This is a genomic window from Streptomyces sp. NBC_00483 (assembly GCF_036013745.1).
Lineage (GTDB): Bacteria > Actinomycetota > Actinomycetes > Streptomycetales > Streptomycetaceae > Streptomyces.
In genome coordinates this window covers 7474096-7496745 of record NZ_CP107880.1, presented here as the reverse complement: position 1 = coordinate 7496745, position 22650 = coordinate 7474096, and the positions used below count along the sequence as shown (strand labels likewise).

Genomic DNA, 22650 nt, shown 5'->3' with positions numbered 1-22650 from the left:
CTCCGGGCACGGTCTACGACTCGGCGGCCTCCGCGTAGAACTGGGAGAGCTCGGGCGCCCCGCTCGCCGCCCACTCGTGCCCGGCCTCCACGACGTCGATCTCGCGGCCCGACTCGAGCCGCACCACCGGCTGCCCGTTGTCCCAGATCACCCAAGTGGCGCCCGAGACGTGCCGCACCATGACCGAACCCAGATAGAGGCCCGCGTCGTTACCCAGCCAGTGCAGCGTGTCCTCGTCCTCCCGCCAGCGCGGCACGAGTTGATCGAGGGCCTCCAACGACCGCACCGACTCGTCCAGTTCGACCCCCGCGTCATCGGCCTGGGAACGCAACAGCTCGCACTCGGAGAGGAGTTCGACAAGTCCGCTCTCGCCCTCGCCACCTTCGTCGCCGGTCGGGAACACGGCGACGCCGTGCGCCGGACCGTGCTTCTTGCGCCAATTAGCCGCGAAAGGGATCTTCATATCGCCCAGATTGGCATCCGAGCACCAGCCCGCACCACAGGCGCGCGGAGGTGGCGCCGCGCGGAGTTCAGGAACCGGACACCGGCCTTTCTCCCCCGTTTACCTCGCGGCACATTGACGGGCCATCACCTCGTCCTTAGCTTCATGGCGCAACCACCACGGCGGACACACAAGCGGAGGGAGTCGGTCTTGCGCCGACACATTTGGGGAGCCGCGTTCATACTGGCCGTATGTGCGGGGGTCACCCCTGTCACCGCGGCCCACGCGGCACCCGCCAGACCCGGGCCGCTCCCCCTGGAGCGGCTCTTCGACAACCGCGCCGTCAGCGACGACACGGAGCCCGGCGAAGCGGACTTCGACGGCGCGGGCAGCTCCCTGTCCGCGCAGGACCTCACCGCGGCCGACTGGACGCCCGGCCGCAGCATGGAGATCGACCGGGCCCGGCTCACCTGGCCGCGGACCGCGGGGTCCGGACCCGACAACGTACGGGCGAACGGGCAGTCCGTGCGGGTGAACGGGCGCGGGGACGCGCTCGCCTTCCTGGTCGCCGGGACCGGAGGCGACGCGTCCGGGACCGGCGTCGTCCGGTACGCGGACGGCTCCCGCTCGACGTACCGGCTCACCGCGCCGGACTGGCGCTCCGGGCCGCTCGCCACGAAGTCGGTGGCACTGCCGCACCGGAACACTACGTACGGCCAAGTCCCGGAGAAGACACGGCTGTACGCGGTGACCGTCCCGGTGCGCAAGGGCCACCGGATCACCTCCGTCGACCTGCCGAGGGCGCCGAAGGCGAGCGGCGGGGCGCTGCACGTCTTCGACCTGTCCGTGCGTGCGGCGACGTCCGGGTGGACGGGCAGCTGGTCGGCCTCGCCCGCCGGGTACACCGCGGTGGGGCCGTGGGCGGACCGCACCATCCGGCTCGTCGTACACACGAGCACCGGCGGGCCGAAGGTCCGCATCCGCCTGGAGAACACCTTCGCCGCGACCCCGGTACGCGTCGGGAGCGCGTCGGTGGCGGTGCAGGGAGCGGGGGCCGCGGCGCTCGGGAAGCCGGTGCCGCTGACGTTCCAGGGTACCTCCGGCACTCAACTCCCAGCGGGCGGGCAGGCGTTCAGTGATCCGGTGGACTTCGACGTGCCGGAGAACGCCAACCTGCTCGTGAGCTTCCATCTGCCGGAGCCCGTCACCGCGGCACCCGTGCACAGCCAGGCCATCCAGCGCAGCTACGTCAGCACGATGGGCGATCACGCCACGGAGGCGGACGGCTCCTCGTACAGCTCGACGATCTCGTACTGGCCGCTGCTCACCGGGGTCGACGTGGGCGGTGGCCCCGGCTCCGTCGTGCTGCTCGGCGACTCCATCACGGATGGCGTGAAGTCGACACTGGACGCGAACCACCGCTGGCCCAACGTGCTCGCCACGCGACTCCTCGCCCAGTCGAAGGTGCCGCACTACGGCGTCCTCAACGAGGGCATCTCCGCGAACCGGGTCATCGCCGACCGCTATCCCGGCGACGGACTCTCCACGGATACGGGCGGTGTCAGCGCGCTGCACCGGCTCGACCGCGATGTGTTCGCGCAGACCTCGGCCAGGACGGTCGTCGTCTTCCAGGGCGTGAACGACGTGCGCTGGGGCGCGAGCGCCGAGCAAGTCGAGGCGGGCCTGCGGGAGATCGTGGCGCGGGCGCACGCGCGGGGCCTCAAGGTGATCGGGGCGACCATCACGCCGTGCGAGGGCGAGACCCTGTGCACGCCGGCCGCCGACGTGCAGCGGGAGGCCATCAACTCCTTTGTCCGCAGCGCCGGTTCGGGCTTCGACGGCTTCCTCGACTTCGATGCCGTCGTGCGGGACCCGGCCCACCCGGCGCGGATGCTCCCCGCGTACGACAGCGGGGACCATCTGCATCCGGGTGACCCGGGTCTGAAGGCGCTGGCCGACTCGATCGACCTGAACGTGCTCAGGCCGTAGCGATCAGGCGGTAGCGATTAGGCCGTAGCGGCCGGCTTTCGGGCGATCAGGATTCCCTGCTTGGCCTGGGTCGCCCGCTCGTAGTCCTCGGGCTCGCGGATCAGTTGGGCCTCCACCGGGAGGCCCGATTGCTCCACGAGCCCGGCGACCTGCTCCGGGTCCAGCCAGTAGACGTCCAGCGAGAGATCGTGGCCGTAGGCGTGGTCCAGGTGGCGCAGCAGGTCGCCCACCTTGAAGCCGAGCAGCAGGTAGCCGCCGGGGGCGAGGACGCGGTGGAACTCGGCGAACACCGTCGGCAGCAGCTCCGGCGGCGTGTGCACCGTCGAGTACCAGGCGACGACGCCGCCCAGCGAGCCGTCGGCCAGGTCGAGGCCGGTCATCGTGCCCTCCTCGAACCGCAGTCCGGGGTGGGCACGGCGGGCCTCCGCGACCGTCTTCGGCGAGAGGTCGATGCCGAACGCGGAGAGCCCGAGGGAGTTCAGATGGGCCGTCACATGTCCGGGCCCGCAGCCGAGGTCGGCCACGGGCCCGGCGTCCGCCTGCTTGACGCGCTCGGCGAAGACGCCGAACACCGCGTGCGCGTACAGGTCCTGCGGGAAGAGCGGGGGAACGATCTCGGCGTAGGCGCCGGCTGCGGTGTCGTAGGCCAGTTGGGTCGAGTTCAGGTACGTCGTCAGATCCGTCACGGGCGCAGACGCTAGCGCCCGCCACTGACAACGGGGCACTGAGAACGGGGCCGGACCCGGCCGATCTCGGCCGATCTCAGACGATCTCAGACGTCGAGGTCCACCACGACCGGCGCATGGTCCGACGCGCCCTTGCCCTTGCGCTCCTCGCGGTCCACGTAGGCGTCGGAGACGGCCTTGGCGAACGGCTCGTTCCCGTAGACCAGGTCGATGCGCATGCCCTTGTTCTTCGGGAAGCCGAGGGCGCGGTAGTCCCAGTACGTGAAGGGGTGGTCGTACTTGAGGGGGCGCGGCACGACGTCGCTCAGGCCCGTCTCGCGCAGCGCCGTGAGCGCCGCCCGCTCGGCGGGGGTCACATGCGTCGCACCGTCGAAGAGGGAGATGTCCCAGACATCGTCGTCCGTCGGCGCCACGTTGTAGTCGCCCATCACCGCGAAGGGGCGCGAGCCCGCCGCGTCGCCCGCGACCGCCGCCTTCAGGGCCTCGAACCACTGGAGCTTGTACGCGTAGTGCGCGTGGTCCACTTCCCGCCCGTTCGGCACGTAGACCGACCAGACGCGGACCGGGCCGCAGGTCGCGGAGACGGCGCGGGGCTCCTCGGCCCCGTCATAACCGGGGTCGCCGGGCAGGCCCTTGACCACGTCCTCCAGGCCCACGCGGGAGAGCAGCGCCACCCCGTTCCACCTGCCGTTCGCGTTCACCGCCGACTCGTAGCCCAGCTCCCGCAGCTCGTCCGCGGGGAACTGCTCCGCCGAGCACTTGGTCTCCTGGATGCACAGCACGTCCGTGCCACTGCTCTCCAGCCAGGCAAGGAGGCGCGGGAGCCGCGCGGTGATCGAGTTCACGTTCCAGGTAGCAATGCGCATGTTCCACAACCTACCCGGCAGGTCTGACAGCGGCCGATCCCGTGCCGCGGCGTGACATCACACCCGCACACCACACTCGCGATAGACAGGCAATCTTGCAAGTTTTTCTGTTAGACAGTTAGCCTGCCGAACATGACGATCAACACGCCTCTCGACGAGCGCCCCGCCCTCGTCCTCATCGACCTCCAGAACGGCATCCTCGGCCTGCCGACCGTGCACCCCTCCGCCGACGTCCTCAAGAACGGGGCCAAGCTCGCCGAGGCCTTCCGCGCCAAGGGCCTGCCGGTCGTGCGCGTGAAGGTCGCCTGGTCGCAGGACGGCGGCGACCTCCCCACGGGCCGCGCCGCCGCGGGCGCCATGACGCAGGCGCCGCCGCCCGCGTTCTCCGAGTTCCCCGACGAGCTCGGCCCGCTCGGCGACGACATCGTCATCACCAAGCGGCACTGGGGCGCCTTCACCGGCACCGAGCTGGACCTCCAGCTGCGCCGCCGCGGCGTCACGCAGATCGTGCTCTGCGGCATCTCGACGTCCATCGGCGTCGAGTCGTCCGCCCGCTCCGCGTGGGAGCTGAGCTACAACCTGGTGCTGGTCGACGACGCGACGACCGACACGGACGCCGCGTCCCACGAGCACAGCTTCGGCAAGATCTTCCCGCGCATCGCGGAGATCGGCTCCACGGACGAGGTCGTCGAGCTTCTTAAGAAGTAGCCCGCAGACACCCTCCTTAAGAAGTGGCCCGCGGACACCCTTCTTAAGAAGTAGCTCGCAGACACCTCAGACCTGCGCCGAGCCCCCAGGGGTGAGGCGCAGGTGCTCCGTGCCGCCGAGCCCGCCGATCTGGCTGTCGTAGATCGGCCTGGCGAGGTCCGTGAGCAGCGCGTCGTGGATGTCGTACGCGCGGCACGGCTTGACCTCCCGTACGTAGTCGATCACTTCGGCGATCTTGTTCCAGGGCGCCATGACGGGCAGCATCAGCGTCTCGACCGGGTGGTCGGGGACGGTGAGGGCGTCGCCGGGGTGGAAGACCGTGCCGCCGTCGACGAGATAGCCGACGTTCGTGATGCGCGGGATGTCCGGGTGGATCACGGCGTGCAGCTCGCCGTGCGCCTGGACGTCGAACCCGGCGGCCGTGAACGTGTCGCCGTGGCCCACCGTGTGGACGCGGCCGGGGAACGCCGCCGAGAGCTGCTCCGCGACCGACTTCAGGGTCCAGATGTGCGCGCCGGGGTTGGCCTCCATCCCGGCGCGCAGCCGGTCCTCGTCGAAGTGGTCGGGGTGCTCGTGCGTCACGAGGATCGCGTCGGCGCCGACGGCCGCGTCCTCCTCGGAGAATCCGCCCGGGTCGATGACGAGCGTCTGCCCGTCCTTCTGGAGCCGGACGCAGGCGTGGGTCTTCTTCGTCAGCTTCATACGTCCCATCCTGCGCCCGCCCGCGCCCTGTTTCACGCCCCGGGTCACTCCTGGGGCGTGGTCTCCTCGCGGATCACCTGCTGCGCCACCTTGAAGGCCGCGTTCGCGGCCGGGACGCCGCAGTAGACGGCGGTCTGCAGCAGGATTTCCTTGATCTCCGCGGCCGTGAGGCCGTTGCGCAGGGCCGCGCGCGTGTGGAACACCAGCTCGTCGAGGTGGCCGCCCGCGACCAGGGTCGCCAGGGTCACCGAGGAGCGCGTGCGGCGGTCGAGCCCCGGACGGGACCAGATCTCGCCCCACGCATAGCGGGTGAGGAACTCCTGGAAGTCACCGGAGAAGTCGTCGGCCGTGGACAGCGCCCGGTCCACGTGGGCGTCGCCGAGGACCTCGCGGCGCGTCTTGAGGCCCGCGTCGTGCGGGTCGGGCCGGGTCGCGGCCTCCGGCTGCTGCGCGGCCGCGATCTCCGCGCGCGGCGGGGCCGACGGGGGCGGCGGCGCGAGGACCGGCTTGACCGGGGCGGCCTGGATGGCGGTCTGCCCGGTCTCGTGGACGGCGGGCCAGGCCGAGGTGAAGTGCCGTACGAGGAGGTCGGTGACGGCGGCCGGCTGTTCGACCGGGGCCAGGTGGGAGGCGCCGGGCACGACCGCGAGGCGGGCGTCCGGTATGCCGGCGACCAGCGTGCGGGCCTCGGCGGGCCCCGTGACCTGGTCCTCCGAGCCGACGAGGACGAGCGCCGGCACGCCGATGTCGGCAAGGTCCTCGCGGACGTCGAAGGCGGCGAGTGCCTCGCACGAGGCGATGTAGCAGCCCGGGTCCGTCGTGCGGACCATCTGCACCGCCCAGTCCGTGATCGCGGGCTGCGCGGAGGCGAAGCCGTGCGTGAACCAGCGCTCGGGGGCCGTACGGGCGATGGGGTCGAGGCCGTTGCTGCGCACGATGACGCCGCGCTGGCGGAACTCGTCGGCGGTGCCGAACCGCGGCGAGGCCGCGATCAGGGCGAGCGACGCGACGCGCTCCGGGTGGCGCAGCGCGAGCTCCGCGCCGATCGCGCCGCCCAGCGAGCAGCCCGCGTAGCCGAAGCGCTGGATGCCCAGCTCGTCGAGCGTGGCGAGCAGCCGCTCCGCGAGCGCCTCGACGGAGCCCGCCGGGTGCGCGGGGGAACCGCCGTGGCCGGGCAGGTCGAAGCGGAACACCCGCCAGTGCTGGGCCAGCTCGGGCACCTGGCGGTCCCACATGTGCCACGTCGTGCCGAGCGACGGGCCGAGGATGAGCACCGGGGCGGAGTCGTCGTCACGGCCGTCGAATCGGTACTGCAGGCGCGGGGTCTTCGTGTCACTCACACGGGCCACGCTAGCCAGTGCACCTGAGCGATCTAGTGGCGGGTCCCCACAATGGACGTGACGTGTTCACTCCGGGTTCGGGGTGTGAACCAGGCGTGGGGGCGCCGTGAAGGGCGGACGCCCCGGGCGCCGGTCGGGGGTGCGCTCAGGGGTGCGTCATCGAGACCACGTACACCATGGGGTGGTCGGGGTTGGAGCGGTTCACCACGATGGTCTGGGTCGGCGACGGGTCCTCCTGGGAGTGGGTGAGGCCGTACCAGGGGCCCGGGCCCGTGAAGTCCCAGCCCGCGATCTTCTGGTCGCGCTCGCTGATCGCGATGTCGTCGGTCGCCAGGTCACCGACCGTGTAGCCGGCGTCGACGTTCTCCAGGAACTCGTCGAGGCCCTTGTTGCTGGTGAGGAACTGCGCGTACAGGCGGCTCACCTTGTAGTTGTTCGTCTCGTAGTAGGCGACGTTGCGCGAGTGCGGCGGGACCGGGATCTGGTAGAGGCGGCGCTGCACCTTGGACGGCCAGCCGACGGTGAGCCCGGTGATCGAGTACTTCGCTTCCTTGTCCTTGCCGCTGTCCCTGCTCTGGCCCGCGGAGATCACCAGGTAGCCGGCGGGGATGCCGATGAGCAGCACGATGGTCAGGAGCGTGAGGACGCGGCGTCGGATCACATGGCCGCGGTCCTCGGCCGGTCGCGGCTCTTCGTCCGCGGACGGGGGCTGGCGGGGCACGGTCATGGCTGGTTTTCCTGTCACTGTCTCGGGCGTCGTCCGCGGCGTCTGAGGCGCTGGCACGGCGGCTAGCCCTGCTCCGCTCCGTCCACGGGCGAGCCGGTCGTGCTGCGGGTGCGGGCGTACCGCTCGTACCGCTCGTGGCGCTCCACGCGGCGGCGCTTGGCGCGGCGGAAGCGGCGGGCGACGAGCCGGGCCAGGTCCGCGGCGCCGACCATGCCGGCCTCGGGGCCGAGCTGGGCACGGGCGATACGGGCCTCGGGCCGGTAGCCACGACCGGTGAGCTGCCGCTTGAAGGCGTCCCGGGCAGGAACGATCAGCAGGTCGTCGGCAGCCGACACACCGCCACCGATGACGAAGCACGACGGATCGAGAGCCGCCGCCAGGTTCGCTATACCGACGCCCAGCCACTGGCCGATGTCCTGCAGCAGCTCGACGCACATGGCGTCGCCCTCGCGGGCCAGCTGCGTGATGAGCGGCCCGGTGATGTCGGGGATGTGCCCCTGGACCCGCTCGATGATGTTGTACGCGACCGGGGAGTCGGCCGCGGCGAGCTCGCGGGCCTCGCGGACCAGGGCGTTGCCGGAGCTGTACTGCTCCCAGCAGCCGCGGTTGCCGCACGGGCAGCGGTGCCCGCCGGGGACGACCTGCATATGGCCGAACTCGCCGGCGACACCGAACTTGCCGCGCTTGACCTGCCCGTCCTCCAGGATCGCGCCGCCGATCCCCGTCCCGAGCGTGATCATGACCAGGTGGTCCTCGCCGCGCCCGGCGCCGAAGCGCCACTCCGCCCAGGCGGCGGTGTTGGCGTCGTTGTCGACGAGTACGGGGACCGCGAGGCGACCTGCGAGCCGGTCGCGGAGGGGTTCGTTGCGCCACGACAGGTGGGGGGCGAACAGGACGCGGTTGCGGTCCGCGTCCACCCAGCCGGCCGCGCCGATGCCGACGGCGTGCACGTCGTGCCGGTCGGAGAGGTCGAGCACCAGCTCCGTGATCGTGTCCTCGACGACCTTGGGGCTCTTGGACTTGTCCGGGGTCTCCGTGCGGAGCGTCTCCAGGATGGTGCCGTCCGCGTCGACCACGCCGGCCATCACCTTCGTGCCGCCGATGTCGATGCCGACGGTGGGTACGCGCGGGGCCGTCGTGTGCGAGCGGCGCTCGCGGGTGCCGACCGTCCTGAGAACGGTGGCCCGTGCGCTGCCACGGTGTGCGAGGTCGCGGTAGGTGCTCATTGCGGCGATTCTGCCTCACGCAACGGCTCCGCCGCATACCGGGTTTTACGCCGCGTCGGGGTGGGCCGGAACGTCCACCCTCCAGCCACCCGGCGTTGACGCGCGCAGTTCCCCGCGCCCCTGAAGGGGTGCGGGGAACTGCGCGAACGCAACCAACGACGCGACGCGCAGCCGCCCGGGGAACCCGGAAACGCACACACGCACGCGCGTAACGGAGGCCCCTACTTCTCGGCCCCGTCAGCCGTATGCCCGCCCAAATGCGTCGGCACCGGCGCCCGCTCCAGCTCATGCTGAAGGTCGTCCAGCTCGCTGCCGCCCGCCATCTGCCGCGTCAGCTCGTCCAGCGTGATCTCGTCGCGCGAGTGGCTGCCGAACATCCCACCCCGCTTGAGCAGCACGAACCGGTCACCCACGAGGTACGCGTGGTGCGGGTTGTGCGTGATCAGAACCACGCCGAGGCCCGCGTCACGTGCCGCCGCCACGTACTTCAGCACCACACCGGACTGCTTGACGCCGAGCGCCGCCGTCGGCTCGTCGAGGACGAGGACCTTCGCGCCGAAGTAGACGGCGCGGGCGATGGCGACGCACTGGCGCTCACCGCCGGACAGCGTGCCGATCGGCTGGTCGACGTCGCGCAGGTCGATGCCCATCCGGGCCAGTTCCTCGTGCGTCGTCCGCCGCATGAGCTCGACGTCCAGGCGCTTGAAGGGGCCCTTCCCCTTCGTGGGTTCGGAGCCGAGGAAGAAGTTGCGCCACACCGGCATCAGCGGGACCACGGCGAGGTCCTGGTAGACCGTGGCGATGCCCCGGTTCAGGGCGTCGCGCGGGTTGCTGAGGCGGGTCTCCTCGCCATCGATCGCGAACCGGCCGCCGTCGTGCTGATGCAGACCCGCGATGATCTTGATGAGGGTCGACTTGCCTGCGCCGTTGTCGCCGAGGACACAGGAGATCTCGCCCGCGTTGACGACGAGCGAGACGTCGTCGAGGGCGCGGATGTTGCCGTAGAACTTGCTGACGCCGTCCAGTTCGACGAGCGGCGCGGGCGCCGTGTCCTTGGTCGTCATCTGCTCATCGGTCGTCATTTGCTCGCCTCCGCGCGCTTGCGGACCCACGCGTTGAGCAGGGTCGCGAGGAGCAGCATCGCCCCGAGGAAGAACTTGAACCAGTCCGAGTTCCACTCGGCGAACACGATGCCCTTGCTGGTCATGCCGAAGATCAGCGCGCCGATCGCCGCGCCGACCGCCGAGCCGTAGCCGCCGGTGATCAGACAGCCGCCGATGACGGCCGCGACGATGTAGATCAGCTCGTTGCCGACGCCCTCGCCGGACTGCACGACGTCGTAGGAGAAGAGCAGGTGCTGGCCGGAGATCCAGGCGCCGAACGCGACGCCCATGTAGAGGCCGATCTTCGTCTTGTTGACCGGGACACCCACCGCGCGGGCCGAGTCGAGGTCACCGCCGACCGCGAAGATCCAGTTTCCGATGCGGGTGCGGAGCAGGATCCAGGTGGCCACCAGGACGAGAGCGAGCCACCAGATGATCGTGATCTTGAAGTCGACGCCGCCGATGCTGAACGTGGAGGCGAAGACGGACTTGGCCGAATCGAAGCCCTGCATGTCCGCGATCGACTTCGTCGAGACGGTGCCGCTGATCAGCTTCGTGAAGCCCAGGTTCATGCCCGTCAGCATCAGGAACGTGCCGAGCGTGATGATGAAACTGGGGAGTTTGGTGCGGGTCAGCATGACGCCGTTGAAGACGCCGATGGCGAGCGTCACGAGGAGCGAGACGCCGACGCCCACCCAGGTGTTCGCCGTCATCTGGTAGCTGAACATCGACGAGATCAGCGCCGAGGACGTGACCATGACGCCCGCCGACAGGTCGAACTCGCCGCCGATCATCAGCAGCGCCACGGGCACGGCCATGATGCCGAGGGTCGAGGACGCGTACAGGACCGTCGCGAGGCTGGTCGCCCGCAGGAAGCTGTCCGCGAAGATCATGAAGAAGATGAAGACGGCGACGGCGCCGATGACCGAGCCCAGTTCGGGCCGGCCGAGGAGCTTCTTCCACGGCGAGGCCTTGACCAGCCGCTCGTCGACCTTTTCCGTGCTCGCTGGAGTCGTCGTACTCATCGCGTCCCCCGCTTCGTGAACTCCTGAAGCTTGGCTGCCTGGTCCTTGGTGACGATCTCGGGGCCGGTCAGGACCGGCAGGCCGCCGCCGAGCACATTGGCGTTGTACCGGTAGAGCCACAGCAGGTCCACGGCCTCGTAGCCCTGGAGGTAGGGCTGCTGGTCGACGGCGAAGCCGAGGTCGCCGTCCTTGAGGCCCTGGGCGACCTTGTCGTTCAGGTCGAAAGTGTCGACCTCGGCCTTGCTGCTCGCGTCCTCCTTGGCCTTCACCGCGGTGGCGGCGAACGGGGCGCCCAGCGTGACGACCGAGTCGATCGACGTGTCGGACTGCAGCTTGGCCTCGATGGAGGACTGCACGTCGGGCATGTTGGTGCCCTCGACGTACAGGTTCGTCATCTTGCCGTCGAAGGCCTTCTTGGCACCCTCGCAGCGCTGCTCGTGGCCGACGTTGCCCTGCTCGTGCAGGACGCACAGCGCCTTCTTCTTGCCGCGCTTGTTGAGCTCCTTGCCGACGGCCTCGCCCGCGATGGTCTCGTCCTGGCCGATGTGCGTGATCGCGCCGTACTTCTTGTAGATCTCGGAGCCCGAGTTCACCGTGATGACGGGGATGCCGGCCTTCTCGGCGCGGGCCAGGGCGGACTTCATCGCGTCCGGCTTGGCGAGCGTGACGATGATTCCGTCGACCTTCTTGTCGACGGCCGCGTCGACGAGCTGCGCCTGCTGGTTCGCCTCCTCGTTGTGCGAGTAGAGGAAGTTGATGTTGTCCTTGGTGGCCGCCTGCTTGGCGCCGTTCTGGACGATGTCCCAGAAGGTGTCGCCATCGCCCGAATGGGTGATCATCGCGAACGTCCAGCGGGGCGTGTCCACCGCCGCCCTGCCCTGTGCGGCCTGGGACTTCCTGGCGTCCTCCGCCCGCTTGCCGCCGGTGCTGCTGCACCCTGCGAGCGAGAGGCCGAGGGCCCCCGCAACCGCGATGCTCACCCAGGTCCGAAACCGTGCCACGAGGCCGTGCCCTTCTTGGTCTGCTGCGTCATCGACCGGGATCGGCGGGCCGACCCCGGCGGACCGTACGCCGGTCCATGAGGACCCCATTACGGTCCCAAACGCACAAGTATGGGTCACGGGGATCATGCATCCATTCACCGGGTACCGCGCGCGGTGTACTTCTCGAGGCGCGGCACGTCCTTCTCGGTGACGATCGCGGGGCCTGTGAAGACCGGCTCGCCGCCGCCGAGCACGTTCGCGTTGCTCTTGTAGAGCCACAGTTCGTCCACCGCCAGATAGCCCTGCAGATAGGGCTGCTGGTCGACGGCGAAGGTGACCTCCTTCGCCTTCAGCCGGCGCACGACCTCGGCGTTCAGGTCGAACGTGGAGATCTCCGCCTTGCTGCCCGCGTCGTCCTTGGCCTTCACGGCGAGCGCCGCGATGGGGGCGCCGAGCGCGACGACCGCGTCGATGTTCTTGTCCGCCTGGAGCTTCGCCTCGATGGACGACTGGGCGGAGGGGGCGTTCGTGCCCTCCACGTTGAGGTTCTCCACGTCGCCCTTGAAGGTCTTGCGGACGCCGTCGCAGCGCTGCTCCAGGGAGACGTTGCCCTGTTCGTGGATGACGCACAGGACGTTCTTCTTGCCCTGCTTCGTCAGCTCGGTGCCGACCGCCTCGCCGGCCACGCCCTCCTCCTGGCCGATGTGGCTGAGCGCGCCGTACTTCTCCGAGAACTGCGACCCCGAGTTGATCGAGACGACCGGGATGCCCGCGGTCTTCGCCTTCGCGAGCACGGACTCCATCGCCTCCGGCTTGGCCAGCGTCACGACGATCCCGTCGACCTTCTTGTCGATCGCGGCCTGCACCAGCTCGGCCTGCCCCTTGGCCTCCTTGTCGTTGGAGTAGAGGAACTGGACGTTGTCCTTGTCGGCGGCCTGCTGGGCGCCCTTGCGGACGATGTCCCAGAAGGTGTCGCCCTCGCCGGAGTGCGTGACCATCGCGATCTTCATACGGGGCGTGCTGACGGCCTTGCCGCCGCCTTTGCCGTCGGCCTTGTCCTCCGAGTCCTTGCCGCCCGAGCCACTGCATCCTGCGGTGAGCGCGAGCACGGCTACGACAACGACGCTGCCTGCGGCCGTGCGGGCTTTGCGGGTCGTGAGCATGGTGGAACCACCTCTCCTCCGGCCGCCCGGTGCGGCTGGAGGTGTTTGTAGCGGGGTCCCACCGCAGCGTCAATGAATTTGTCAGAACATTCTGACGGCCTGCGCTCCGCCCACAGGGCGCGCAACTCTCAGGAACGTACGAGGAGTTGGAACTCGAAGGAGTAGCGCGAGGCCCGGTACGTGTGCGAGCCGAACTCGACCGCGCGGCCCGTGTCGTCGTACGTCGTGCGCTGCATGGTCAGCAGCGGAGCGCCCTCCTGCTCGCCGAGCCGCTCGGCCTCGACGGCGGTGGCGGCGCGGGCGCCGACGGACTGGCGGGCGCTGTGCAGGGTGATGCCGGCGGCCCGCATCAGGCGGTAGAGGCCGGTCGCCACGAGCCGCTCGTCGTCGAGCGCGAGCAGCCCTGTGGGCAGGTGGTTGCAGAGGTACGCGACCGGTTCGCCGTGCGCGAGCCGCAGCCGCTCGACGCGGTGCACCTCCTCGCCCTCCGAGACGCCGAGCGCCGCGGCGGCCTCGGCAGGGGCGGGCACGAGGGTGTTGGCGATGACCCGGGTCTCGGGGCGCTGGCCCGCCGCCTCCAGGTCGTCGTACAGGCTGGACAGTTCGAGGGGGCGCTTGACCTGGCTGTGCACGACCTGGGTGCCGACGCCGCGGCGGCGCACGAGCAGCCCCTTGTCGACGAGGGACTGGATGGCCTGGCGGACGGTGGGCCGGGACAGGCCGAGGCGCCCCGCCAGCTCGATCTCGTTGCCGAGCAGGCTGCCGGGGGTCAGGGCGCCGCGCTCGATCGCCGCCTCCAGCTGCTGGGACAGCTGGAAGTACAGCGGCACCGGGCTGCTGCGGTCGACGCTGAGACCGAGGTCGACGGTCGGGTCGGCTAGGGGTTTGGCCACGGGGCGAGGCTATCGGTGGGAGTTCTTGACGGGAAGTCCGAAGGTTCGGTTGTCAGGACAAGTGCTTCCGGCGAGGCCCCTGACTGCGGACGGGTGTTTGTCAGGACAAACGATTGACACCCACCCGGGGGAGCGTCACCGTTGGGTGCCATGCGCATCGGACTCATCGGAACGGGCCGCATCGGCACCTTTCACGCGGGCGTACTGGAGCGGTACCGGGAGGTCGGCTCGCTGGTCATGACCGACGCGGAGCCCGCGCGGGCGGTCGCGCTCGCCGACCGGATAGGGGCGACGGCCGCGCCGAGCGTCGACGAGATCTTCACGTGGGGCGTGGACGCGCTCGTGATCACCGCGGCTACCTCGGCACACGCCGAGCTGATCGGGCGGGCGGCGCGGGCCGGGCTCCCGGTCTTCTGCGAGAAACCGATCGCGCTCGACCTGCCCGGCACGCTGGCCGCACTCGCGGAGGTCGAGGCGGCGGGCACGGTGCTTCAACTCGGCTTCCAGCGCCGCTTCGACGCCGGATACACGGCGGCGCGGACCGCCGTTCAGGAGGGGAGACTCGGCCGGGTGCACACGGTACGGGCGCTGACCTCCGACCCGGCGCCGCCACCGGCCGCGTACCTCCCGCTCTCCGGCGGGCTCTACCGGGACTGCCTGATCCACGACTTCGACATGCTGCGGTGGGTGACAGGGCGCGAGGTCGTCGAGGTGTACGCGACCGGGTCCGACGCCGGGCCCGCGATGTTCCGGGAGGCGGGGGACGTGGACACCGCGGCGGCGCTCCTGACCCTCGACGACGGCACCCTGGCCACCGCCACCTCGACGCGGTGCAACGGCGCCGGCTACGACGTGCGCATGGAGCTCTCCGGGGAACGGGACACCCTCGTCGTCGGCCTCGACGACCGGACCCCGGTCGCCTCCACGGAACCGGAGGGCCCGCCCGCCGCCACGAAGCCGTGGCCCGGCTTCCTGGAACGCTTCGCCCCCGCGTACGAGGCCGAACTGAAGGCCTTCGTCGACGTCGTCCGCGGCGAACGCCCCAACCCGTGCGACGGCCGCGAGGCCCTGCGGGCACTCCGCGTGGCGGAGGCGTGCGAGGTGTCGCGGGCGGAGCGGCGGGTGGTGCGGATGGAGGAGATCGCGGGCTGATCAAGCCCAATCAAGCCCCGCCTTTCGAACGAGAGCCCGCGGGGTCCGGGGCGGAGCCCCGAGGCGTTCACCAACTCACCGGCAGGCTCCGCGTCCCCCGGATGAGCATGCCGGGCAGCCACGCGTCCGGCTGCTCGGCGAGCGTCAGGTCGGGACACCGTTCCAGGAGGCTACGGACGGCGATACGACCTTCCAGGCGGGCGAGCGGAGCGCCCAGGCAGAAGTGGATGCCGTGGCCGAAGGCGACATGGCCGCGGGCGTCGCGGCGGATGTCGAAGCGGTCGGGTTCCGCGAAGCGGTGCGGGTCGCGGCTCGCCGTGGCGATGCCGATGAGCACCGGCGCGCCCGCCGGGATCACCGTGCCGTCGATGTCCACGGGCTCCGCCGCGAAGCGGTGCGTGGCCGTCTCGACCGGGCCGTCGTAGCGCAGCATCTCCTCCACGGCGCCGTCCAGGAGTGTCATGTCGGCGCGCAGGGCCGCGAGTTGCTCCGGGTGCTGGAGCAGGGCACGGACGCCGTTGCCGATCAGGTTGACCGTCGTTTCGTGGCCGGCGATGAGCAGGAGGAAGGCCATGGCGCGCAGTTCGCTGGGCGAGAGGCGGTCGCCGTCCTCCGCCGTGGTCCGGATCAGCGCGCTCAGCAGGTCGTCCGCGGGGGTCGCGTCGCGTTTGGCCGCGATCAACTCGTCCAGGAACCCGACCATTTCGACGTGTGCCGCGTAGGCCTCCTCCTCGCTGGTCGGCGCCACGACCTGCGTCGACATACGGCGGAACCGGTCGCGGTCGATGTCGGGGACGCCGAGCAGCTCGCAGATCACCGCGAAGGGCAGCGGGAAGGCGAGGGAGCCGATCAGGTCGGCGCTGCCGCGCGGCACCATGTCGTCGAGCAGCTCGTCCGTGAGCTTCTGGATGCGCGGGGCGAGTGCCGCGACCCGGCGCGGGGTGAACTCCCGCGTGACCAGGGAGCGCAGGCGGCCGTGCTCCGGCGGGTCCGCGAAGAGCAGGTGCAGACCCATCATGTCGTCCTCGAGTCCCCACGGTGGGGACTTGACCAGGCGGGGGTCGGTGAATGCGGCGCGGGCGGCCTCGTGGCCGACGATCAGGTAGAGGTCCTCGGTCGGGCCTGGGCCCGGCGTGCGGACGTGGTGGACGGGGCCTTGGGTGCGCAGGCGCTCGTAGACCGGGTAGGGGTCGGCGTGGAATTGGGGCGCGCCCCCGGCCAGTTCCCCCAGATCGACGATCTCACCGCTGTCGGTCATGTCGTGCCGCCTCCCGTTGCCCGGATCTGGCCTTCATCGTGCTCAACTCTCGGCACTCCCCGTACGTTCCCGTCCCCCGAGAGGGCTGGAAATGCTCAATCGCCGGAGGGCTGGCCGCCCGTCTCCAGGAATCTGGCCAGGGGCAGCGTCGCCGCGCCCACCGTCACCGCGTCGGGGCCCAAGCGGCCCAGTTCCACCGTGGTTTGGGCGAAGGGGTGGTGCAGGGCGTAGGACGCGGCCGCGCGGCGTACGGGGGCGAGCAGGCGGGGGCCGAGCATGAGGCCCGCCCAGCCGCCCACGACGATCCGCTCCGGGTTGAACAGGTTGACCAGGTCGGCGATGCCCGCGCCGAGGAACTCCGCCGTCTCGTCCAACAGGCCTGCCGTGGAGGGGTCTTCGAGGAGTTCGGCCAGCGCGCCCTCCTCGTCCGCCGAGGTCCAGCTGCCGCCCGCCTCCCGCCACCGCGCGAGCAGCGCCTCCGCCCCGACGTACGCCTCCAGGCAGCCGCGCGCCCCGCACCGGCAGGCCCTGCCGCCGACCTGCAGCACGGTGTGGCCCCACTCCCCCGCGCTGCTCGATGCGCCCTGGTAGGGCAGTCCGTCGGCGATGACGCAGGCGCCGACGCCGGAGCCGATGAGCGCGATCACGGCGTTGCGGGCGCCGCGGCCCGCGCCGAACCACATCTCGGCGCGGCCGAGGGTCTTGGCGCCGTTGTCGAGGAACAGCGGGAGCTGCGGGGGGAGTTCGGGCGGCAGGCCGTCGGGGGCGCGGAGCATGGCCTCCAGGGGGACCGCGTCCCAGCCGATGGTCTGGCCGTGCACCACCGCGCCGCCCCCGCCCGAGGCGTCGACGATGCCGGGCACCCCGATGCCGACACCGAGGAGGGATTCGGGGGCCACCTCCGCGTCGGCCAGCACCCGTGTCAGGGCGACGGTGATGAGGCGTACGACGTCCTTGGCGTCCCAGCTGCCGTCGCGCGCCGCCTCCGGCAACGGCTCGTCCACGCGCGCGAGTTCACCGAGCGCGAGGTCGAACAGCTCCACGCGCACGCGGGTCTCCCCGACGTCCACGCCCACGAGGTGGCCGCTGCCCGGGGCGACACGCAGCAGGGTGCGGGGGCGGCCGCCGTCGGAGTCGACCGAGCCCGCCTCCTCCAGGAGACCGTCGGCGACGAGTTCCGCCACCACATTGCTGATGGAGCCCGAACTGAGCGCCGTGAGCGGCCCCAACTCCTGCCTGCTGAGCGGCCCGTCGAAGTACAGCTTGCTCAGGACGACGGCGCGGTTGCCGCGCCGCAGATCACGCACCGTCCGCCGGCGTGGTGCCGTCATCCCCACCCCTTCAACTTCAACCGCTCGCATCGTTGAACGATGTGAATTTACCCTGCGGGACCGACACTCCTCAGGCCGTGCCGAAGGCCGAGCCCGAAGCCCGCACCGGGTCAGGCGTCGTCCAGCAGCCCCGCGTCGTGGGCGAGCAGCGCGATCTGTACGCGGTTGTTGAGGTCGAGCCGGGCCATGATGCGGGAGACGTGGGCCTTGACCGTGGGGACGCTCATGTAGAGCGTCGCGGCGATCTCCGCGTTGGACCGGCCGCGGCCCACCTCGACGGCCACCTCCCGCTCACGCTCGGCCAGTTCAGCCATGCGCGTACGCGCGCGTGCCCGCCGGTCCAGGGCGGGGTCGTCGCCCGAGACCTTGGAGATGAGCTGCCGGGTCACGGTCGGCGAGAGGACCGGGGTGCCGGCCGCCACCCGGCGCACCGACTCGACGATCTCGCCCGGCGCGGTGTCCTTGAGGACGAACCCCGCAGCTCCCGCGCGCAGCGCCCGCAGCACCTGCTCGTCCGCGTGGAACGTGGTCAGGACGATCACCTCGGGGGCACCCTCGCGGGCCCGCAGCGCCTCCGTGGCGGACAGGCCGTCCAGAGTCGGCATGCGCAGGTCCATGAGGACGACGTCCGGGTGCAGCCGGGCCACCTGCGCGTCCACCTCGCTGCCGTCGGCGGCCTCGCCGACGATCTCGATGTCCTCGGCGGCACCGAACATGAAGGTGAGCCCCGCGCGCACGAGGGGGTCGTCGTCGACGATGAGCAGGCGGATCGAGGTCATGGGGCCACCGTAGCGAGGGACGATCACTCGCGTTCAAACGATCCCTCATGTTCTGGTGATCACCCGTGTTCGTACTCCGCCCGGTTCACCGCCCCCACGTTCATCGCGTGCTCGGCCAACGCCACGAGGGCGTCCCGCGCCGACTCCCGGCCGCGCGCGTCGCACAGCACCACGGGTACGTCCTCGTCGAGGTCGAGCGCGGTGCGGACCGTCGAGATCGGGTAGTGGCGGCTGCCATCGAAGCAGTTGACGGCGATGAGGAAGGGCAGTCCCGCGCGTTCGAAGTAGTCGATCGCGGCGAAGCAGTCGGAGAGCCGCCGGGTGTCGGCGAGCACGACGGCGCCGAGCGCGCCCTCGGCCAGGTCGTCCCACAGGAACCAGAAGCGTTCCTGGCCCGGCGTACCGAAGAGGTAGATCACCACCTGCTCGCTGATGGAGATCCGCCCGAAGTCCATCGCCACGGTGGTGCTCACCTTGGCGTCCACGCCCGTCGTGTCGTCCACGTCGGCGCCCGCGTCGGAGAGCAGTTCTTCGGTACGCAGCGGTCTGATCTCGCTGACCGCACCGACGAACGTCGTCTTGCCGACGCCGAAGCCGCCGGCCACCAGGATCTTCATCGAGACGGGCGGCAGCGGCGCGTGCGCACCTTGCGGGGAGCCCGCCCACTCGGCATCGCGCGGGGCGCCGCCCCGGGCCGCGCCGCTCGTCGCGTCAGAGCGAACGGAGGCCATTGATCACCTCTCTGAGGAGTTGTTCGTCCGGCAGTTCGGCCGGGCGGACGGGACGGGTGATGCGGGCGATGCCGTCGTCGACCAGGTCTCCGAGGAGGACCCGGACGACTCCCGCGGGCAGGTCGAGGACCCCGGAGAGCTCCGCGACGGACTGGGCGTGGCGCCGGCACAGCGCGACGATCCTGTGGTGCTCGGGGCCGAGGCCGAACTCGTCGGCCAGGTCGTCGACCTCGCGCTCGCCGAGCCCGCCGACCCCTTCGATGCGCGGGTCGACCACGGTCACCATGGCGGCCAGGTCCAGCTTCTTGCGGTGCGCCGTACGCGCGGTGCGCCCGCGGGTGAGCGTGTAGGCGCGGACGAGGGAGCTCGCATCGGCCTCGAACCCGGCCCCTGGTTCCCCGCCGCCGCTCATGACGAGGGATCGGTCGCCTCGGCCCTCGGCTGGGTCACGAGATGCGCGCCGACGCGCTTGACCAGGAGGGTCATCTCGTACGTCACCCGGCCGATGTCCGCGTCACCAGTGGTGAGCACGGCGAGGCAGCTGCCCTCGCCGGCGGCCGCGACGAGCAGGAAGGCCTCGTCCAGTTCGACGATGGTCTGGCGGACCCCGCCCGCGGCGAACTGCTCCCCGACGCCGCGGGCCAGGCTGTGGAAGCCGGAGGAGACGGCGGCGAGATGCTCGCTGTCCTCGCGGTCGAGGTCCTGCGATGCGCCCTTGGCGAGTCCGTCGCGGGACAGCACGAGCGCCTTGCGGACGCTGCCGACGCGCGCGACGAGATCGTCGAGAAGCCAGTCGAGTTCGCCGCCGCGGACGGTGGCGTCCGGAGTGGCCGAGCGGGGTGAGGGTGACGGTGCGGACACGGTTGAGCTCCCCTTGTTCGGTGGTGCTTGGTGTGATGTGGTGCGGTGACGCGCCTTGTGGGCGGTGTGGGGACGCACCTCGTGCTGAGCGACGCTGCCGCGTCGGAGTGCCGGTGTCGGTCGTCGTGCCGGTGTCGGTCGTCGTTCTGGTGTCAGTCGTCGGTGTCGCGGGCCCGCTGCCAGCCCGACTGCATCGACTGCATGCGCTCGCGGACCTCGTCGGCGTCTCGTTCGGCGGGCCGCTCCGAGGCCGTGGCCGACTCGGCGGCGCGGCGCCGCAGTTGCGGGGCCAGGCTGGCCTGGCGGACCCGGCGCGGCAGACCGTCGACGGTCTCGTCCGGGCTGATCAGGGGCGCGGGCGCGGCGCCCCGCGCGTGACCGCGCTCCGGCCGCGCGGACGGGGTGTTGCGGCGCCCCGGCTGGTGCGGGATGCCCGCGCTGCCCAGCGGTACGCCCTGGGGCGCGGGCCGCACGGCGCCGGTGCCGGCCGCCGCGGGGTCGTGGACCGTGGGCGGCGCCGTGGGCGGGGCGGGGATTCCGACCGCCGTGGGCGGCACGGCGGGTGGTGGCGGGGCGAGCCTCCCCGCCGGGGCCGGCTCCCTGGCCGGCACCGCGAACACGTTGTCGAGGCCCTCGCGGGTCTCGCCCGCTCCTTCCTCTGGCGCGGTGAGGACGGACCTCGGAACGAGGACGACCGCGGTGGTCCCGCCGTACGGCGAGGCCCGCAGGGACACCGTGACGCCCTGGCGGTGGGCGAGCCGGGAGACGACGAGGAGGCCGAGGCGGTCGGTGCGCGCCGGGTCGATCTCATCGGCGGCGGCGAGGCGTTGGTTGATCCGCTCGCGTTCGTCGGACGGGACGCCGAGTCCCCGGTCGTGGATCTCCAGGGTGAGCCCCCTCGCCGCCCCCTCACAGGCCAGCTGCACGGTGGAGCCGGGCGGCGAGAAGATCGTGGCGTTCTCCAGGAGTTCGGCGATGAGGTGCGTCAGGTCGGCCACGGCCGGGCCCCGCACCCAGAGCTCGGGCAGCCGGGGCACGTCGATCCGCTCGAAGTCCTCCACCTCGCCGATCGCCCCGCGGATCACCGAGAGCAGCGGCACCGGCCGGCCGCCGTGCCTCGGCGCGCCCGCGCCGGAGAGGATGACCAGGCCGTCGGCGTGCCGCCGCATGCGGGTGGTCATGTGGTCGAGGCGGAACAGGTCGGCCAGCTCGTCGTCGTTGTCGGTGCGGCGTTCCATGATGTCGAGGAGCGTCAACTGGCGGTGCAGAAGCGCTTGGTGACGCCGCGCCAGGTTCACGAACACCTCGGAGATGCCGCGCCGCAGGTCCGCCTGTACGACGGCACCCCGCATCGCGGCCCGCTCCAGGGTCTGCAGCGCCTCGCCGACGTGGCCGATCTCGCTGCGTGGATGGTCGCGCCGCGGCGACTCGGCGTCGACGTCGACCTGCTGCCCCTTGCCGAGGCGCCGTACCACATCGGGCAGCCGGACATCCGCCGACTCCCGCGCCTGTGAACGGAGTTGGCCGAGCTGACGGATGATGCGGCGGGCGACCCGCACGGAGATGACCAGGGAGGCGATCACTGCGATGAGCCCGACGACGCCGGTGACTCCGGCGATCACCAGGGTGCGGACGGAGACGGGCTTGGCGCGGGCCACGAGGTCGTCGACGGACTTGAAGTTGAGATCGGTGATCTTCTTGTCGAGGCGGGGCGACGCGGCAGCCACACTCCGTGCGGCGGCGGCGAGTTCCGGGTCCTGCGCGGCGCCGGTCCCCGGCGTCGCGGCCAACACCTTCCGCTCGGCGGACCGCAGCGACGCCGTCGGCGGACCGCTCCAGAAGGCCTTGAGCCGCTCCCGGTCCGCGTCCTCCAGCAGACCGCCCGACGTCCGTACGCTCAACGCGCGTTGCGCCACCAGGCCCGCCACCTCGCGCTGGTCGGCCGCCGTGACCCGGCTGCCTTCGACGGCCCAGCCGAGCAGCGCGCCCTCCCTGAGCACCGCCTCGCGGCTCTGCGTGATCACGGCGAGTCCGGCCAACTGGCCGCTGATTCCGCCGCCTTGGGAGATCGCCTTGGAGCCCTGCAGATAGAGCCGGTACCAGCCGTCCGCCTGTGCGTTGTACCGCCGGTACGCCTCGCGACCGCTGATGGTGCCCGCCTCGACGGCGCTGCGCAGCGGCTTCAGCTTCGCGACCTGCTGCGCCTGGCCCGCCACGTCCCAGCCGTGGATCTTGCCGCGCAACTCCGCGTCCTCCGCGAGCCGTCCCAGGTCGGCGATCTTGGCGTCGGTGGCGTCGGCCTTGCGTCGCAGTGTGTCGTGCGCTCGCGCGTCCTGTCGGTCCGCGAGGTAGTCGAGGGCGGCGGCGCGCTCGCTCTGCACAGTGCTCAGGGCGTCGACCACCACCGGGATGAAGTCGTCGAGCACGTCGGAGGCGTCGAGCACCTTCACCGCCTCGCTGCCGGTCACCGCCGTCGAGGTGCCCCACAGCGCGACCATGCCGACGAGCGGAAGCAGCACCAGGGCGACGATCTCCCTGCGGATGCCGCGCGCCCGCCCCTGTCTTCTCCTGCGATGCCCTCCGCCGTGCGGTCTTTCACCGCGCACAGCAGCCAACGGGCGATCCCCCTGTGGTGACATACGTCGTCACTCCCGAACCCTCGGCACACCCCGGCACCCCTGTGGC

The 22650-nt window shown here is 71.2% G+C and carries 22 protein-coding genes; 3 read left to right on the top strand and 19 right to left on the bottom strand.

Features of this window, described 5'->3' with window-relative positions; all coding sequences use genetic code 11:
- Positions 1-13: 13 nt before the first annotated feature.
- Entirely contained in the window at positions 14-463 is a 450-nt protein-coding gene (locus tag OHA73_RS33565) for a DUF6278 family protein (protein ID WP_266715335.1), read from the bottom strand.
- A 144-nt stretch (positions 464-607) separates the two neighbouring features.
- On the opposite strand from OHA73_RS33565, the gene OHA73_RS33560 reads away from it, so the two are divergent.
- Positions 608-2431 carry an SGNH/GDSL hydrolase family protein gene (locus tag OHA73_RS33560; RefSeq protein ID WP_327656911.1) on the top strand — a complete coding sequence of 608 codons (1824 nt, stop codon included), beginning with the start codon at positions 608-610 and terminating at the stop codon, positions 2429-2431.
- 17 nt (positions 2432-2448) lie between these two features.
- On the opposite strand, the gene OHA73_RS33555 is transcribed toward OHA73_RS33560, so the two are convergent.
- Together OHA73_RS33555 and OHA73_RS33550 are read right to left on the bottom strand one after the other, a co-directional pair.
- Entirely contained in the window at positions 2449-3117 is a 669-nt protein-coding gene (locus OHA73_RS33555; protein ID WP_327656910.1) for a class I SAM-dependent methyltransferase, read from the bottom strand.
- 86 nt (positions 3118-3203) lie between these two features.
- Positions 3204-3983 (bottom strand): exodeoxyribonuclease III, encoded by a 780-nt coding sequence (locus OHA73_RS33550; RefSeq protein ID WP_266715332.1) that lies wholly within the window; start codon positions 3981-3983, stop codon positions 3204-3206.
- A 132-nt stretch (positions 3984-4115) separates the two neighbouring features.
- On the opposite strand from OHA73_RS33550, the gene OHA73_RS33545 reads away from it, so the two are divergent.
- On the top strand, positions 4116-4691 hold the full coding sequence (locus tag OHA73_RS33545) for a hydrolase (protein ID WP_327656909.1): 576 nt from the start codon (positions 4116-4118) through the stop codon (positions 4689-4691).
- A gap of 66 nt (positions 4692-4757) precedes the next feature.
- On the opposite strand, the gene OHA73_RS33540 is transcribed toward OHA73_RS33545, so the two are convergent.
- From OHA73_RS33540 to OHA73_RS33500, 9 genes are all read right to left on the bottom strand, one after another.
- Complete coding sequence (locus OHA73_RS33540; protein ID WP_327656908.1) at positions 4758-5393, bottom strand: MBL fold metallo-hydrolase; 636 nt, start codon at positions 5391-5393, stop codon at positions 4758-4760.
- A 44-nt stretch (positions 5394-5437) separates the two neighbouring features.
- On the bottom strand, positions 5438-6733 hold the full coding sequence (pcaDC, locus tag OHA73_RS33535; protein ID WP_266715329.1) for a bifunctional 3-oxoadipate enol-lactonase/4-carboxymuconolactone decarboxylase PcaDC: 1296 nt from the start codon (positions 6731-6733) through the stop codon (positions 5438-5440).
- A gap of 145 nt (positions 6734-6878) precedes the next feature.
- A complete protein-coding gene (locus tag OHA73_RS33530; protein ID WP_266715328.1) occupies positions 6879-7460 on the bottom strand; it encodes a sugar kinase in 582 nt (193 codons plus the stop codon).
- Between the two features lie 62 nt (positions 7461-7522).
- Positions 7523-8686, bottom strand: a complete 1164-nt coding sequence (locus OHA73_RS33525; protein ID WP_327656907.1) for an ROK family glucokinase — start codon at positions 8684-8686, stop codon at positions 7523-7525.
- A 221-nt stretch (positions 8687-8907) separates the two neighbouring features.
- A complete protein-coding gene (locus tag OHA73_RS33520; RefSeq protein WP_327656906.1) occupies positions 8908-9768 on the bottom strand; it encodes an ATP-binding cassette domain-containing protein in 861 nt (286 codons plus the stop codon).
- Positions 9765-10814, bottom strand: coding sequence for an ABC transporter permease (locus tag OHA73_RS33515; protein WP_266715325.1), 1050 nt, complete (start codon positions 10812-10814; stop codon positions 9765-9767). Before OHA73_RS33515 ends, OHA73_RS33520 begins: the two co-directional genes overlap by 4 nt.
- Positions 10811-11815: a sugar ABC transporter substrate-binding protein gene (locus OHA73_RS33510; protein ID WP_266715324.1), complete on the bottom strand. Its 1005-nt coding sequence runs from the start codon at positions 11813-11815 to the stop codon at positions 10811-10813. The genes OHA73_RS33515 and OHA73_RS33510 overlap by 4 nt, the downstream gene beginning before the upstream one ends.
- 137 nt (positions 11816-11952) lie before the next feature.
- Positions 11953-12960, bottom strand: a complete 1008-nt coding sequence (locus OHA73_RS33505; RefSeq protein ID WP_327656905.1) for a sugar ABC transporter substrate-binding protein — start codon at positions 12958-12960, stop codon at positions 11953-11955.
- Positions 12961-13088: 128 nt separating this feature from the next.
- Positions 13089-13853, bottom strand: coding sequence for a GntR family transcriptional regulator (locus OHA73_RS33500; protein ID WP_327656904.1), 765 nt, complete (start codon positions 13851-13853; stop codon positions 13089-13091).
- A 150-nt stretch (positions 13854-14003) separates the two neighbouring features.
- On the opposite strand from OHA73_RS33500, the gene OHA73_RS33495 reads away from it, so the two are divergent.
- Positions 14004-15005: a Gfo/Idh/MocA family protein gene (locus OHA73_RS33495; protein WP_266715321.1), complete on the top strand. Its 1002-nt coding sequence runs from the start codon at positions 14004-14006 to the stop codon at positions 15003-15005.
- A 67-nt stretch (positions 15006-15072) separates the two neighbouring features.
- Here OHA73_RS33495 and OHA73_RS33490 read toward each other — a convergent pair whose 3' ends face one another.
- The 7 genes from OHA73_RS33490 to OHA73_RS33460 form a co-directional block, all read right to left on the bottom strand.
- Positions 15073-16263, bottom strand: coding sequence for a cytochrome P450 family protein (locus tag OHA73_RS33490; RefSeq protein ID WP_266715320.1), 1191 nt, complete (start codon positions 16261-16263; stop codon positions 15073-15075).
- Between the two features lie 95 nt (positions 16264-16358).
- The gene (locus tag OHA73_RS33485; RefSeq protein ID WP_266715319.1) at positions 16359-17594 is read right to left on the bottom strand and encodes an ROK family transcriptional regulator; all 1236 of its coding nucleotides are present in this window, start codon (positions 17592-17594) and stop codon (positions 16359-16361) included.
- Positions 17595-17704: 110 nt separating this feature from the next.
- Positions 17705-18373 (bottom strand): response regulator, encoded by a 669-nt coding sequence (locus OHA73_RS33480; protein WP_266715318.1) that lies wholly within the window; start codon positions 18371-18373, stop codon positions 17705-17707.
- Positions 18374-18432: 59 nt separating this feature from the next.
- Positions 18433-18990, bottom strand: coding sequence for a GTP-binding protein (locus OHA73_RS33475; protein ID WP_327658576.1), 558 nt, complete (start codon positions 18988-18990; stop codon positions 18433-18435).
- Between the two features lie 94 nt (positions 18991-19084).
- Positions 19085-19516, bottom strand: a complete 432-nt coding sequence (locus OHA73_RS33470) for a DUF742 domain-containing protein (RefSeq protein WP_327656903.1) — start codon at positions 19514-19516, stop codon at positions 19085-19087.
- Positions 19513-19965 (bottom strand): roadblock/LC7 domain-containing protein, encoded by a 453-nt coding sequence (locus tag OHA73_RS33465; RefSeq protein WP_327656902.1) that lies wholly within the window; start codon positions 19963-19965, stop codon positions 19513-19515. Before OHA73_RS33465 ends, OHA73_RS33470 begins: the two co-directional genes overlap by 4 nt.
- Positions 19966-20117: 152 nt before the next feature.
- A complete protein-coding gene (locus tag OHA73_RS33460) occupies positions 20118-22571 on the bottom strand; it encodes a sensor histidine kinase (RefSeq protein WP_327658575.1) in 2454 nt (817 codons plus the stop codon).
- Positions 22572-22650 lie beyond the last annotated feature (79 nt).